This is a genomic window from Rhodococcus sp. TAF43, assembly GCF_052113525.1.
In the GTDB taxonomy this organism is placed as follows: domain Bacteria; phylum Actinomycetota; class Actinomycetes; order Mycobacteriales; family Mycobacteriaceae; genus Prescottella.
Window position 1 is genome coordinate 1 of record NZ_JBFRDL010000016.1, and the last position, 15,139, is coordinate 15,139.

Consider the following 15,139-nt stretch of genomic DNA (forward strand, 5'->3'; position numbering starts at 1 on the left):
ATCATCGTGGGCAGTGGTCATCGTGTGGTCCTGTCTCGAGTCGACTTGGTAGGTCTCTCGAAGAATCACGCGGTGACCGTCTTTCGTTCGGCTACGACACGCCGGCCATCTCAATCGGCTCCGGTTCGTACACCATCTTCATGGACGCAACCTGACTGTGCGTTCGCGGATGGCCTGTACGGGACAGGTCTGCGGCTGACCGAATGGGCGAGTGTCTTGGAGGTCGAGCTGCCGCTCGACGACGCTACCCGGGGGTTCACGACGTGTCGGTTGGCCTCAGCTTGCGCGAAAGGCAGCCGTGGACGGCGGTACTGGATGCCGCTACAAACCCTCAGCGACGTGCACGCGTACCTCGAAGGGGAGCGAGCGGAGGCGGTTCGTCGCGCGCGTGAAGCCGGCCGCTACGAGCGAGTGCAGGACCGTCGCATCGTGGAGCGCGTACTCGGTGGCCGGCGCATCGAACTTCGTGACCGCAAGGGCGTTGGGTCAACTGTCTCGCTCGACGCGCTCGGTCCCAACTCGCGACTTCGGTTGTTCCGCGAGGATCGTGGTGGCTTGATGCCGCTGTCTGTGTGGCTGAACGAGGATGGCCTGCCACGCAGCCCGCACGGTTGGCAGCACACTTTCGCGACCGCGAACCAGCGTGTCTCGCGTGCGGGCCTGATCGGGCTCACCGTGACTGCGCACATGCTGCGGCATTCATTCGCGCTGCGCTGGTTCTCGGTGGGCAGACTGCTCTACGAGAGACGGTTCGCTCATCTCAGTGGGGACGAGTTGCGAGACTATCGCGCCCAGTTCGGCGACACCTGGTACTTCGTGATGACACTGTTGGGGCACGCGGACGTTGCGACGACGATGAATACGTACCTCGAGCCATTCCGCGATCTGGACGTCTCACTGCTGATCGAACACGCGCAAGGCGCAGTCATCGAGGGCCTGCTGGCCGAACTGTTCAGGACCGATCCCCGTGTCCTCACGGATCCGCTCGCGTGACGGTCCCCGGCCGTCGTGCCGCGCTCCCCGCCGCCGGATATCGACCTGCTGTCGGCTGGGATCTGGGCGGCGATATGGGCTTTCGCGTTGCGTTCTACCCGGAGCGCGGAGGGAAGCGGACCGAATTCGATCTTTCCGATCTGCCGGTGTCGAACGCAATGCGTGAATGGTTCGCCGACGCCCTCGCTGCCGGCACCGGACCGAGCGGCAGCGCCCGGACGCTCACTTCCGCGCGTAGCCTTTTGGGTGCCATCCGGTCCTTCGCGCGGTATCTCGATTCTCTCGATTCCCCACCTGCTGCTCCGGATCAGCTGCGCGGCACTCACTGGGACGGCTACCTGCTTGCTCAGCGCGAGTCGAACCGCAGATCACTGATGATCAATCTGCGCACCGTGATACGGCACGCAACGGGTGTCTCGTCCGACTTCAGCGCACGAATGCAGCGCACCCAGATCATCCGGGAACCCAGGAAGATCCCGGCCTACACCGAAGCGGAGTTCACGCGCGTCACTGCCGCGGCACGGGCCCACCTGCGCGGATGCGTGCGCCGGATACACGCAGGCCGCGCGGTTTTGACCAGCTGGCGTGCCGATGAGATCGAAAGGGAAAGTGACACGCATCGGTGGGAACTCGGCTGGCTGCTCGATCACATCGACCGACACGACGAGGTGCCGCGCTATCCAGGTGGATCGCGACACCATGTATCGACCGCTCACGGGGGAACAGCCGCCCTCTTCGCCCAGCTGTATCCGACGCCACAGGACCTCGGTGCCGCAGCAGCGCTGTTCATCTGCCTGACCGGGCACAACCTGTCGTCGGTACGCGAGATGCCAGCCGTGCACCATCGACCCGACGGTGGCGCCAGTGAGACCCGCACTGCGATCGTCGACATGGTCAAGGCGCGTCGCGGTCGCGCGCACGCCCACATGAACGTCCCCCTGCACGACCCCGGGCCTCGCCGCACCGACCGCCTCGACCTATCAACCGCTCTTGCCGTGTACGAGGCGATCCTCGACATCACCGGCCCTGTGCGTGACCGTGTCGGAACCGACATGCTGTTCGCCTACTTCACGCCCAAGGGAGGAATGAAGTTCCTTCCCGGCCTGCGGCGGAACGTGATCGGAGAGTGGGGACGGTCGGCCGGCCTGTTCAGCGACACAATCGATGCGGCGGGTCAGAAGATTCCATTGATGTTGGACAGCCGCCGACTTCGGATGAACTGGCTGGAGCAGCATCAGCGGCCCGTCGCGCACACCGAGCAAACGTTGGCCAACGAGTATCTCGCGCGGCATCGCGGCAACCTCGCCGAGTACCAACAAATCGTGGCCACCACGCTCGACGAACAAGTGACCGCTGCGCGGCGGCATACTCTGATGCGGACCCTGACCTCGGATCAGGTAGATCGAGTTCGCTTCGACGCGAACTCAGTCGCCGCTGAAACAGGTGTGACACCGAACGTGCTCACAGCGCTTGTCAACGGTCGGCTCGACACAGTCCTCGCCGGATGCGTTGACAACACCCATGGGCCCCACACCCCTGCTGGCCAGTCGTGCACTGCGTCGTTCCTGCTGTGCCTGTCATGCCCCTGTGCCCGGGCCACACCGGCGCACTTGCCCATCATCGTCGAGGTTCACGACGAGTTGCAGCGCAAATCATCCGAGATGACCCCACGGCGATGGGTCGAACGATTCGCCGGTCCGGTCGCGCAACTCTCGGACCTGATGAGCCGATACCCGGAAATCGCGATAGAGGACGCGCGCATACAGGTGACGAGCGAACAGCGTGACCTCGCTCGCCGACTCCTCTCGCGCACATTGGACATGTCATGACACTTGCCGCACGCGACGTCAACGCAGCGCTTCCCCAAGCAGAGACCGTCGTGCTGCTCAATCGCCCACTCCGACCGGGCACGGATCGCGAGGCCCTGTCGAGATTTCGAGCCGACCGCTGGAATCTCACGCCTGCGCTACTCGCCCCACACTCCGACGCCGCAAGACTCGACTTCGCGTCGGTACACGCGGACTTCCGTCAATCCCTCAAACGACTGTACTGGGAGATGATCAACCACGATGGCGAGCAAGTAGTCGTCAACAACCACCGCGCGCGTGTGCCCGCGATCCAGACAATCGCGACCGGTTTGCGGTTCTTTCGAGCGTTCACCGACTGGCTCGCGAACCGGGGGTGTGCGTCATTCTCGCAGGTCACGACCGCCGATCTCGATGACTACCTCGCGTACGTCAAATCAGCGGAGACAACACACTCGATCCGTGAAGATCTCCTGGCGGCCGTCGTCAAGATCTGGGCCTATCGCGCCATTCTCCCCGAGCACGACCGGCTGCCCGCAGCCCCGCCGTGGAACGGCGAACGATTCCACCATCTCCTCGGACACACCCGTAATCAGGAACTGACAACCCCGCGTATCCACCCAGACACGATGAACGCCCTTCTCGCGTGGTCATTGCGATTCGTCGAGGACCTCGCCGCCGACATCACCGCAGGCTTCCACGAGTACGAACGCCTCCACGCCCGTACGCGGCCGAGCCGCGATCGGCCCGGCCGGTACCGCCGCGCATCGGGTGAACTTGCCGCCGACGTTCGTGACCTCCTCCGCGCCTACCGCCGCCTCGGATTGCCACTGCCTGGACGTCGCACCCCCGACTGCGAATTGACCTACAACCTCGCGTACCTCGGCAGACTGTTGGACAGCAGTGCGGCGGCTCTGCAAAGGCCCACCAACTTCGAGGTTCTCGCGACCTCCGGACTTCCGATCCGAGAGGGGGCGAATCTGCTCGTGCCGGTCTCAGGAACGATCGACGGGCTTCCATGGCGGGACACCCCCATCGACGAGGATGAAGCGCGCAGTCTCGCACGACATCTGGGCACTGCCTGCTTCATCACGATCGGCTACCTGTCGGGAATGAGAACCGGCGAAGTCCTCACACTCGAACGAGGATGCCTCGAACGCGATGCCGTGACGGGCCTGTTGCTGCTCCGTGGCCGGCACTGGAAAGGCGTCCACGACGCGTCCAGAAACTCACTGCCCGAAGGGCGGGTACGCCCGGACCCGTGGGTCGTTGCCGAACCAGTGGCCACCGCGGTCGCCTGCCTGGAGTCCCTGCACGACCATCAGCTTCTCTTCCCTCACCTTCTCGGCGAACACGCCACACAGCTGCAGCCTGGTGCACGCCAGTTCCGCACCGGGCAGGCCCGCACCTCGACCAAGATCAGCTCAGATATCGCCGAACTGGTGGATTGGGTGAACGTCTACTGCGCCGACCGAGACCGCACGGATTCGATACCCACCGATCCCATTCACCCCAACATCACCGGGCGTCGTCTGCGTCGCACCCTCGCCTGGTTCATCGCGCGCAAACCCCGGGGGCTGGTCGCTGCCGCAATCCAATACGGGCACCTGAAGGTGCAGATGACCCTGGGATACGCCGGAACATACGCGTCGGGGTTTCCCGATGACCTCGCCTTTGAGGAATGGCTGGCCCGCTTGGACGTCCTCGCCGACGCTCACGGACGACTCGAGGCCGGCGAACAGGTCAGCGGTGCCGCCGCCGACCTCTACCGCCATCGGCTCGAGGCGGCGCAACGATTCTCCGGCCGCGCGCTGCGCACTAATCGAGAAGCCCGGGCCTTGCTCGCCAATCCCGATCTGCAGATCTACCCCGGTATGGGCATGACCTGTGTCTTCGATCCGAACCGCGCAGCGTGCCGCTTGGCCTCGGACGACACCAACACACGCCGAACACCCGACCTGTCCGACTGCCGCCCCAACTGCGGCAATATCGCCCGAACCGACCGCGACATCGACCACCTCCGAACCGAGGCCCAGCGGCTGCGCGAACTCGTCGACGACCCTCTGGCCCCACCGCTGCGACTCGCCCGCGAGAGACACGAACTCGAACGGCTCGAGGCGATCGTCACCCGACACAACCAGCGGGAAGGCAACGGAGGTGGCTGACAGTGCCGCCGAACGCGCGGCAATCCAAGCAGCCATGTGCCGCCTCCTCGATGGCACCCCAGAACGCTCGACCGGCGCACTAACCATCCTTCAACTCGCCGCTGAGGCCGGCGTCAAACGATGGCTCCTCACCCATAAACACACCGACCTCGCAGCCGAGTTCCGCCGCCAGGCGGCCGCGGCCGACGAAGTGCCAACCGCCTTCCAAACACTCGACAAACGCGCAAAGAAGGCCGAAGCCGACAACAGAAGGCTGAGAACCGAGAATCAGAGACTGCGCGAGCAGATCAACCACTACGCCCAAGTTATCCACGAACTCCACATCGAACGGAGCAGGTTCGCGGCTCGTGAATCGAACGTGCGGGCATTTTCACAACAAAGTGCACCGAGCGAGAGGGATCACAGACCTGATCGGATCCGCTGAGCTGCCGTTCGGCACGGTCAACGCCCTGGTAGCGATGCGATACGTCGCAGCTACCCGAGGTCTTCGGGGAGCCGGACCCCAGCGACGGCGAACGCTGACGCGCCGAGGAAGTGCACCGCATCGAGCGGGAACAGCTCTACCCGGCCGCACAGCTCATGGAGAAGGCATGCATACCTGAGTGGGAAACCCGCGTGATGCTCTCGGTGCTCCGTCTACAGGCTGCGCCGATGGAGCGGGAGCCCGGCACCCCCGAGGCGCCGATGCGGTGGGGTGGCCGGAGATCGAGAAGCTGCGCATGCGAGATCAGCTGTCGGCGGGACATTCGCGCTGACCCCAGCTTCGCGATCGGGCCTGTGGTGGCTACCGCCGGAATCCGCAGTGGTCGCTCTTGGGTTGTCCCTTCACTCGCCGGCATTCTGCGAGCAGCCCGAGAATCCGCGCGGCTTCGAGAACCGCCGGGTCGACGCACGCCATGGCGTCGACGGCGAGTGGACGTCGGGTGACGGTGATGGCGAGACAGTATTTGGTGTCGAAAGTTCGATCCGAGGCGCGTTGACAGCTGTTTCCACTGGTAGGCGGAGCGGATGCCCGTTCAAAACCTTCCGTTCAGCCATCACCAAGGTCTAGCCTGGCCAGAGACAGGGTCGGTACCGTCGGGCGCCTGGGATTGCACATCATCCCTAGTAGCTGAATGTGGGAACTCCCACTGCTGTGGAAGTGGCGGTGCACGGTCTGGGCCGTGATCCCGTGCGAGCTCGGCAGACACTGCCCCTAAAGGAGGCGATTGATATGGGAGGCGACTTCCCGTTGATCTACTGGCTGCTGTGGCCACCGTTCTTCAACGAGGAGCAGCGACAGTGGGCCCTGGATAACGTGCCCTGCTGGCTGGGCGGCTACTGCTCCTGACCCAGAAACGACAGCAGGCCAGCGATTCCCGATCTCCGCTGACCCGCTGTCGTCTGTGATCAGTTGTTGGTGACAACCAGCCCCTTACCTACAGGGTTGGTCCCGGAGTTGATCTCCGACAGCACTGCGTGAATCGAGATGAACTCACCCGGACCCCGCACCAGACCGACGATCTTGCCGTAGTTGGTGTCGATCCATGCAGGCCCGCCGGAGTCTCCACCCAGCGCGAATGCGATCGAGGCGATCCGCCCCGGCGAGGTGCCCGTGACGACGCCGCACTTGACGCCCGTGGTGACGCCGTCCTTGCAGAGCACCTGTGGGAAGGCCGGGGGGTTGCCGATGCCGTCGATCCGAGCACCCGGACCGTTCGAGAACAGATCCGCATCTGCGTTGAGCTTGATCACGACCCAGTCGGTGCCATACCCGCCCAGGTGGGTGCCCGATGAACGATGTGCGATGGTACCGAACTGCGCGCCAGCGGTGCCGTTGGCGAGCCATCGGTATACCGGAGCCCCGTCGAAGTACATGCCCTTGGCCTCCACGCAGTGACGCGCCGAGATCGCGATCTTGTTGCCGGAAGAGTCCGTGCCAACCAATCCGAGCGTGCAGTACGGGGGATCGGTCGCATTCGGCACGGCGTTCGGATTCGGTACCCAGGCCATGCCGTTGGTGACGACACCGGTCGGCATCTGGGCTTGGGCGGCAGGAGCGAAGGCCAGCATCGGCAGCACGAAGGCTGCGATCGATGCGAGGACGATCAGAATGCGTTTCATGATTTTCCTTCTGTTGGTGATCCCGGTGAATTCGGGGGGCTGGTGGACGATGGGGCTTGCTCCATCAGGAGGGCGAACGGCCTGGGAAGCCATATCCGGTTGGAGGCGGGGGTGAATCCCCGGCCGATCACGGGGCCTTGTGGGGCCGTGTCGGGGCGCGCCATCACGTGAGGAATGCGCTGATTCCGACTGCGAGACTTCGAGTGTTCTTATCATTTGTTCCTCTTTCTTGGTGACGGTGAGGGATTGCTGATGCGCGTTCCATCGCGGTGAACTCCCGGCCTCAAATCTGCGATTCGCGGACACGCCAAATAGAGCCGTTCGGCCCGGATGTATTTCTTGCGCGCATTCGTCGACTCGAACGAGAGCTGATGAAATTGGCCTGGAGACCTTTCTGTCATTGAGGTAGGCCGTTGGTGCGCACTATTTAATCTATTGAGAGTGCACTCGTTTCCCGAATGTTCGAGCAATTCGGGTGGTCAGCGCCACCACCGTTCCGGGGAGTCAGGCGGGTTCGGGGCCGGTGGTGGCCGTGTCGGGGCGCCGCGGTGGCCGGGTGGTGCGGTCTACGCGCGGGGAAGGTCCATTGCCGCCGGCAGAGTCTCTTTGTTGGCCAGAGGCTTTCGCCTGTCGTCGGTATCGGGCGTCGCGTGCGGCCGGGAGGGCGCGACGTGCAGAGGGGAGGTCTTCGTGGCAGATCCTCAAGTGGGCTGCTCCGACGCCCCATGCGGTCACGAGGTTTCCGGTGATGCCTCGCCAGCCGCAGGTGCAGACGACGACTGCGGAGAATCGTGTGGCATCGATGTAGATGGTGGCCATGTCCTTGCTCCATATCCGTGAAGATCGGTAGTTAGAGACACGGAGAGCGGCAAGTTCGCAGTAGCTCGGCTACTGCGAGCTCACCGCTCGAGAGACTCGGGTTCCTGGCTGGTGTCGGTGACGCTGGGGATGCGGTGTCGCCGATTCCATCGCTTCGTGTGGGCTCGTGCCGGCGACCAGGTCCGTGGGATCGCGACCATCGCGAGGTGATCGGGCATCGAACGTCGCGAGAAGCTGAAAGGGCAACGCAGGCGGCGTAGTTGGTGTGCCACCTTGTCCGCAGCACTGCTGAGCGCTCGGCACAGTCGACGCAGTAGACGTAGCCGTTGTCGCGTCCAAGCGCGACTCCACCCCTGCAGTAGTGCCCCCATGTTCAAACGGTATTGACGATGCACTCGTTTCCCGCCAAACAGGCAAAACCCCCAGCACCGGATCAGACCGGGGGCCCGGTCTGGACGCAGACGCGAAGGAGTTTCCCTGCGTATCCACATGACTGGCTCGGCCAGGTYTCGATGGAGCGCCGCCGCCGGGCGACCATCCAGGAAGCTACGGCCGGCGACGTTGCGCGAGATGTCGTCGGCCGTAGCCCGGTCTCAGAACCAGCGGTAGTCCTGGCCGTTACCCCAGTCGGAGTAGTGGTTGACGTCCTTGTCGTAGGCGTCGTGTGTGCCGCCGACGAAGTAGCCGTCCCAGGTCGCCTGCGAGTTGCAGATGTGGTCGCTGTTGTTGCACACCGTCCACACCGGCACTCCGCTGTAGAAGTTGTCAGCCCCGGCCAGTGGCGGGTAGAGGTTGAACGGGAAGTCGGTCTGCGCGAACCCCGGACCGCCCGGCCCCGCAGGGCGTTTCGGGTCTGCGAGCAGGACGGCGTTAATGTTGCCGAATCCGGTGCCGTTCTCCGTCAGCCACACATGCACGACCGCGGCGCCACCGGAATGGCCGACCATCTTGATGTGGTCGCCGGGGCAGAACCGGCGATGATCCCGCGTGAGGCGGTTCAATTCGTTGACCCCGGCTCGGGTGTCGTAGCTGTTGTAGCCGACGCGCTGGTTCTGGTTGAAGAAGCCGTCCGAATTGTTGTTGTTCAGTCCGCCGACGACGACGGACCAGGTGCCGACACATTGGTTGATCGGAGTTTCCGCTGATGCCATGGGTGTGAACACGCCCAGTAGCCCCAGCATCGCTGCCAATGCGAAGATGAGTCGTTTCATGACTTCCCGCTCCCCTCAGGTTTCGTCATGCTTCGGTCGCTAGATTTCCTGCGGCGGCTCGATGCATGTCATGAGCTGTCGATTTTTTTCTGGCCATCCAACCCCAGGCGGATATGCCTCCATTTCCTTGAATTGGATGCAGATTGGCGGCAGAGTTTTCCGATATCGATGGGGTGCGATCCCGACTTGGCTCCGGCTTGATTCCCGCTCCGCTCGGATTGAGTTCAATAAGGGAGACCGTCGCGATTGGTAGTCCGATTCGCTTCCCAAAGTCTCTGCTGCGCACTTTCCAATCTATTGAGAGTGCACTCGATTCAAGAACCCGGAATCGGATCGCTGACTTCGCGGAGGGTGCGTCCCGGTTCGCAGGCTTGGTCCGGGTCGTCAGCTCAGCTACATCTTGGGTCGCCTGGGGTGCGCTGGCGGGTGTAGGTGTGCTCCAGCTGCGCGAACAGGGCGGGCATCATGGGCGGTGAGCCGTAGAGTGACGAAACCTGGCCCCGAATGTTCTTGGAGGTCGTCATGCTCGATTTTGTTCGCCGATCGGTCGCCTGCGCTGCGATCGTCGCCGGTGCAGTGCTGGCACCGGCTGCCGTCGCATCCGCCGCGGTCACCGTCCCGTTCCAGATCAACCCGGCGCCGTTCGGAAACCCGAACGGCAGCCTCGACGTTCCCTCAATCCGCTGCTGGGCCGTAGTCGGCGAACAACCTGGAACCGTGACGATCACCGGCCCGAAGGACGGCATAAGAGCGTGCCTACTCCCGGGCGACATGCACTGGCTGAACCTGTCGACCGGAGCCTCCGGCACCGCCCAGATGGCGGCCGGAACGGACGGTTACCCGGAAGCGACCCTGCCGACCGGAACCGGGCAGGTCGTCATCGCCGCCACTTCCCCCGCCGGCCCATACACACCAGGCGTCGTGACCGTCTACGTGCCGTAGTCGATTGTCCTGTTGGTGCTCCACTGATGTGTGTGGGAACCGAACCAAGTCGTTTCCAGCCGCCGTAGCGAGCTACCTCGTCGCAACAACGGTGAATAGGCGAGAGATCGGGTGGAGTGCAGTTCGATGCCCTCTCGCGCGAAGGCCGCGACCACCTCCGGCTGCGACGCCGGATTGACCCGGCGACCGAACGCCGCGCTCACGTCGTCGGCGACCGCGCGCAGGCGGTCCGGCAGCATGTCCTCCGGTACGCGCGGACCGAGCGCCTCCTCGAGCAGGGCCCGGTGCGCGGCCGCCGAGAACGGCAGGCCGTCGAAGCTCATCTCCGCCGCCGTCAGTCCGCCCGCGGACTCGGCGGCCACCAGCAGTCGCAGCCGCGGATCACCCTCGATCGCCTCGGCCTGYCGCCGGTGCCGCTCGACGATCACGTCCGGTGCAGTCCACGGGACGGCGTCGAACAGGCCCAGTCGATCGTCGACCGGGGTCTCGGCCACAGGGACGTACCGGCCGGCACGCGTCTCGAGCAGCGCGCCGGTGAGCGTCAGATCGTGGCACCGCTGCACCCGCACCCCCGCCGCCAGCAGCGGCGAGTACACCCGCGCGGTGTCCTCCCACACCCAGCGTGGGTGTTCGGCGGCCTCGATCTCGCGGACCGCGGCAGCAACGTCGTTCAGGCGCAGCGGCTGGCCCAGTGCCCGGCCGGACTCGTCCGTCCGGATCAGCGTGGCACCGTCGCCGTCGGGTACCAGCACCGTTCTCACGCAGACCAGTGTGCGGGACGGCACCGACACGATGGTGTCGGACCGCCGGGTTAACCTCGGCCGGACCAACAACCGAAGTCGGGCATAATGCCCATCGAACCGACCCGAGATCAGGAGCGCCCCCCGGTGATCAGCGAGTTGCAGAACGAGTTTCACGGCCTTCCCGTCGAGGAGTTCCCGATCGACACCGACACCGCCCCCACCGTGCCCACACAGGGCCCGGTCGCCTGGCGAATCTCGGTGGCCTCGTACGACGCTGAGATCGAGTGGCAGGAGGCATTCGAGAAGTTCCGTGCCGCGGTGGATCCGTCGACCGTGCAGGCGATCGTCGTCGGTAGCTGGGCCGATCCGTACGACGTCAGTTCGGCCGACGTCGTGGCGGCTCTCGTCGCGGCCGCCGACGAACTCCCCGCGTTGCGGTCCCTGTTCCTCGGCGACATGACCGGCGAGGACTGCGAGATCTCGTGGATCGTGCAGTCGGACGTCACCGCCCTGCTCACGGCGTTTCCTCGGCTGGAGCACCTGGGGGTCCGCGGCGGCACCCAACTGGAACTGACCCCGGTCCGGCACGAGAACCTGCGCAGCCTGGTGATCGAAACGGGCGGCCTGCCCGCCGACGTGGTCCGGGCCGTGGCCGCGTCGGATCTTCCGGCCCTGACCGACCTGGAATTGTGGCTGGGCACAGAGGAATACGGCGCCGACTCGACCGTCGAGGACCTCGCGCCCATCCTCACCGGCGAGAAGCTCCCCCGGTTGACGCGCCTCGCGCTGTCGAACAGCGAGTATCAGAACGACATCGCCGCCGCCGTCGCGACCGCTCCGATCGTTCCGCAGCTAGGTGCCCTGGATCTGTCCAAGGGCATCCTGCAGGACACGGGCGCCGAGGCGCTGGTCGCCGGGCAGTCGCTCACCCACCTCGAATCGCTGGACCTGCACCACAACTACCTGAGCGCCGGCATGCGGGAGCGTCTGCGGGCGGCACTCGAACCGTCCGGAGTGCAATTGAACCTCGACGGTGAGGATGCCGAGGAAGACGAGTACGACGGAACGATCTACCGGTCGGTCGCGGTCAGCGAATGACCCGTCCTCGACTGGCGGTCGTGGGCAATCCGGAGAACCGTCGCGTGACGATGCTGCTGGACGCCGCGGCCCGCTCCGGCATGCCCACCCCGCGGGTGGTGTCCTGGCGCGAGGTACTCACCGAGCGCGGGGCGCGGTTCGACGCCGACGAGTGGGTGCGTCTCGACTCGCCCGGCGAGGACCCCGATGTCGACGCACTGCTGCGCGGCGCCGGAGATCCGACGCGGATCGCCGACGGCCCGCGGTGGTACGCGTCGCTGCTCGCCGCGGTCGGCACGCTGCGCGGCGGGCGCCGACTGACCGATCCGAAGGATCTGGCCGTGCTGTTCGACAAGCGGCAGTGCCACGCCGCCCTCGCGAACAGTGATGTGCCGGTGCCGATTTCACCCACATCCGGCGGTGACGCGCCGGTGCCGCGGAGTTGGTCGGAGGTGCGCGAGTTGGCCGCGGCGGCCGGGCTGCGGCGGTTCTTCGTCAAGCCCGCGCACGGATCCTCCGCAGCCGGGGTGGTCGCCGTCGAGACCGCCTCCGGTGGTCGCGTGCAGGCGCGCAGCAGCGTGGAGATCGCGGCGGACGGTGTCTACAACTCGCTGCGGGTGCGCCGACTCACGAGCGAAGCCGAGGTCGGCGCCCTGATCGACGCGCTGGCCGGCGAACGCCTGCACATCGAGGCGTGGTTGCCGAAGCCGTCGCGGCAGGGTCGCGCCGCCGATCTGCGGGTGGTGGTGATCGCCGGGCGGGCGACCCATGCGGTGCTGCGTACCAGTGCCCACCCCATGACCAACCTGCACCTGGGCGGGCAACGCGGCGACCTGGAGACCGCGCGGGCGGGCTTCGACGCCGCGGGCTACGGCTGGGACAGCGCGCTCGCCGTCGCAGAACGGGCCGCCGCCTGCTTCCCGCGCAGCCTGTGTGTCGGGGTGGATCTGTTGCCCGCCGCGAACTGGGGCGGTGCCGCGGTCGGTGAGGTGAATGCGTTCGGCGACCTACTCCCGGGCCTGACCGGCCTTCCGGGCCGCGCCGACGGGCTCGACACCTATGCGACGCAACTGGCCGCGATCGAAGGATGGGCCGATGCTGCAGCAGCCTGACATGAACACCGTCGTCGGCTCCGACGACATCCTGCTGATCACGCTCGACACCCTGCGCTACGACGTCGCCTGCGAACTCGCGGCGGCCGGTCGGATCCCGAACCTCGCGCGGCACCTGCCCGGTGGCCGGTGGGAGGAACGCCATGCCCCCGGCAGCTTCACCTACGCCTCGCACCAGGCGATGTTCGCCGGGTTCCTCCCGACACCGGTCGGGCAGGGGCCGCACCCGCGACTGTTCGCGGCCGAGTTCGGTGRCAGCGAATCGACCGCGGACGGCACATTCGTGTTCGCGGAGCCGAATCTCGTTGCGGGCCTTGCCGCCGTCGGCTACCACACGGTGTGCATCGGCGGTGTCGGCTTCTTCAACCGCCGGGGTGCGTTGGGCTCGGTGCTGCCCGACATGTTCGACGAGGCGCACTGGTCACCCGAACTCGGGGTGACGTCGCCGACGTCGTTCGAGGCGCAGGTGGACCTCGCGGCACGGGTGGTGAACCGGCTTCCCGCCGAGCGCCGCCTGTTCCTGTTCGTCAACGTTTCCGCACTGCACCAACCGAACTGGTTCCACGCCGAGGGGGCCACCGCCGATCACGGCGACAGTCGCGAGACCCACGCGGCGGCGCTGGAGTACGTGGATCGGCACATCGGGCGGCTGTTCGCGGCAATGTCGAGCAGGCGTCGGTGTTTCGCGATCGTGTGCTCCGACCACGGCACCACGTACGGCGAGGACGGCTACACCGGGCACCGGCTGGGCCATCCCGCGGTGTGGACGGTGCCCTACGCCCACTTCTTCCTCGAGGGACCACGATGACCGCGATCGACCTGCCCCTGCCGATGTCGCCGGGTGTGGCGCCGACGGGATACGTTCCGCCGTACCAGAACTACGTGTACGCGTACCCGCACAAGACCGCATACCGGCCGCTGCGCCCGCGTCCCGCCCTGACCGAGCTGTGGGCGGGCGAACCGCAGGACGCACTGTCGCTGTATCTGCATGTGCCGTTCTGCGAGGTGCGCTGCGGATTCTGCAACCTCTTCACCCGCGTCGGCGCGCCGGGTGAGCTGACCACCCGATACCTCGACGCCCTCGAGCGGCAGGCCGAGGCGGTCCGCGAGGCCCTGGCACCGTCGGCCCGGTTCGCGACCGCGGCGTTCGGCGGCGGTACCCCCACCTACCTGACCGCGGCGGAACTGAACCGCCTGTGCGACATCGCCGAAGGCCTGGGCGCCGACCTGCGAGCCGCCCCCCTGTCGGTGGAGGCGTCCCCGGCGACGGCCACCGCCGACCGGCTCGCGGTACTGGCCGAGCGCGGCGTCACCCGGCTCAGCCTCGGCGTGCAGAGTTTCGACGACACCGAGGCCCGGGCGGCGGTCCGACCGCAGCGACGCTCGGACGTCGAGGCCGCCCTGCAGCGGATCCGCGACGCCGCGATCGAGGTCCTCAACATCGATCTGATCTACGGGATCGACGGCCAGACAACGGAATCCTGGGCCGCCTCCCTCGACGCCGCGCTGGCCTGGCGTCCCGAGGAGTTGTACCTGTACCCACTGTACGTGCGGCCGCTGACGGGTCTGGCCCGCCGCGGCGCCGGTCCCGATCCGGAATGGGACGCGCACCGCCTGGACCTCTACCGCCGCGGCCGCGACCACCTGCTCGCGTCGGGCTACATCCAGGAGTCGATGCGCATGTTCCGCCGCGCCGACGCGCCCGATCTCGGTCCGAACGACTACGCCTGCCAGACCGACGGCATGATCGGACTCGGTTGTGGTGCAAGGTCGTACACCCGGGAGCTGCACTACTCCTTCGACTACGCGGTGGGCGCGCACGAGGTGCGTGCCATCATCGACGACTACGTGGCGGGCACCACCTCGGATTTCCGCCGCGCCGTGGTGGGCCACACGATGACCGAGGACGAGGCCCGACGCCGGCACCTGCTGCAGTCGGTGCTGCAGGCCACGGGAATGCCGTTGGCGGACTACCGTTCCCGATTCGTGGCCGACCCGCGCGAGCATTTCGGCGCCGAGCTGGACCGGTGGACCGAACGCGGATGGCTGCTCTTCGAGGGTGGCCGACTGCGGCTGACCGAGCTGGGCCTGGCGTACTCCGACGCCCTCGGTCCGGAACTGTTCTCCCCCCAGGTGCGGGACGCGATGGCCGAGTACGAAGGCCGCTGA

General features: G+C 66.1%; 11 protein-coding genes and 1 pseudogene. 9 read left to right on the forward strand and 3 right to left on the reverse strand.

Annotated elements, in window-relative coordinates:
- From AB4Z09_RS12775 to AB4Z09_RS12790, 4 genes and pseudogenes are all read left to right on the forward strand, one after another.
- Positions 1–993: pseudogene (locus tag AB4Z09_RS12775) on the forward strand (hypothetical protein); the annotation flags it as partial.
- The gene (locus tag AB4Z09_RS12780; protein ID WP_442239851.1) at positions 990–2,822 is read left to right on the forward strand and encodes a hypothetical protein; all 1,833 of its coding nucleotides are present in this window, start codon (positions 990–992) and stop codon (positions 2,820–2,822) included. The pseudogene AB4Z09_RS12775 and the gene AB4Z09_RS12780, both read left to right, overlap by 4 nt.
- Complete coding sequence (locus AB4Z09_RS12785) at positions 2,819–4,963, forward strand: hypothetical protein (protein ID WP_442239852.1); 2,145 nt, start codon at positions 2,819–2,821, stop codon at positions 4,961–4,963. The genes AB4Z09_RS12780 and AB4Z09_RS12785 overlap by 4 nt, the downstream gene beginning before the upstream one ends.
- Positions 4,956–5,387: a hypothetical protein gene (locus AB4Z09_RS12790; protein ID WP_442239853.1), complete on the forward strand. Its 432-nt coding sequence runs from the start codon at positions 4,956–4,958 to the stop codon at positions 5,385–5,387. Before AB4Z09_RS12785 ends, AB4Z09_RS12790 begins: the two co-directional genes overlap by 8 nt.
- 965 nt (positions 5,388–6,352) lie before the next feature.
- Here AB4Z09_RS12790 and AB4Z09_RS12795 read toward each other — a convergent pair.
- Positions 6,353–7,159, reverse strand: coding sequence for a hypothetical protein (locus AB4Z09_RS12795; protein ID WP_442239854.1), 807 nt, complete (start codon positions 7,157–7,159; stop codon positions 6,353–6,355).
- 1,319 nt (positions 7,160–8,478) lie between these two features.
- On the reverse strand, positions 8,479–9,096 hold the full coding sequence (locus tag AB4Z09_RS12800) for a cutinase family protein (protein ID WP_442239855.1): 618 nt from the start codon (positions 9,094–9,096) through the stop codon (positions 8,479–8,481).
- Positions 9,097–9,618: 522 nt separating this feature from the next.
- Here AB4Z09_RS12800 and AB4Z09_RS12805 point away from each other — a divergent pair.
- Entirely contained in the window at positions 9,619–10,038 is a 420-nt protein-coding gene (locus tag AB4Z09_RS12805; RefSeq protein WP_442239856.1) for a hypothetical protein, read from the forward strand.
- On the opposite strand, the gene AB4Z09_RS12810 is transcribed toward AB4Z09_RS12805, so the two are convergent.
- Positions 10,026–10,799: a hypothetical protein gene (locus AB4Z09_RS12810; protein ID WP_442239857.1), complete on the reverse strand. Its 774-nt coding sequence runs from the start codon at positions 10,797–10,799 to the stop codon at positions 10,026–10,028. The genes AB4Z09_RS12805 and AB4Z09_RS12810 overlap by 13 nt on opposite strands.
- 126 nt (positions 10,800–10,925) lie before the next feature.
- Between AB4Z09_RS12810 and AB4Z09_RS12815 the strand changes: the two genes are divergently transcribed.
- Genes AB4Z09_RS12815 through AB4Z09_RS12830 form a run of 4 tightly spaced genes read left to right on the forward strand, consistent with a single transcriptional unit; the run spans position 10,926 to position 15,139 of the window.
- Positions 10,926–11,879, forward strand: coding sequence for an STM4015 family protein (locus AB4Z09_RS12815; RefSeq protein ID WP_429517036.1), 954 nt, complete (start codon positions 10,926–10,928; stop codon positions 11,877–11,879).
- On the forward strand, positions 11,876–12,970 hold the full coding sequence (locus tag AB4Z09_RS12820) for an STM4014 family protein (protein ID WP_442239858.1): 1,095 nt from the start codon (positions 11,876–11,878) through the stop codon (positions 12,968–12,970). The genes AB4Z09_RS12815 and AB4Z09_RS12820 overlap by 4 nt, the downstream gene beginning before the upstream one ends.
- Positions 12,954–13,778: an STM4013/SEN3800 family hydrolase gene (locus AB4Z09_RS12825; protein ID WP_442239859.1), complete on the forward strand. Its 825-nt coding sequence runs from the start codon at positions 12,954–12,956 to the stop codon at positions 13,776–13,778. The genes AB4Z09_RS12820 and AB4Z09_RS12825 overlap by 17 nt, the downstream gene beginning before the upstream one ends.
- Positions 13,775–15,139 (forward strand): STM4012 family radical SAM protein, encoded by a 1,365-nt coding sequence (locus AB4Z09_RS12830; protein ID WP_442239860.1) that lies wholly within the window; start codon positions 13,775–13,777, stop codon positions 15,137–15,139. The genes AB4Z09_RS12825 and AB4Z09_RS12830 overlap by 4 nt, the downstream gene beginning before the upstream one ends.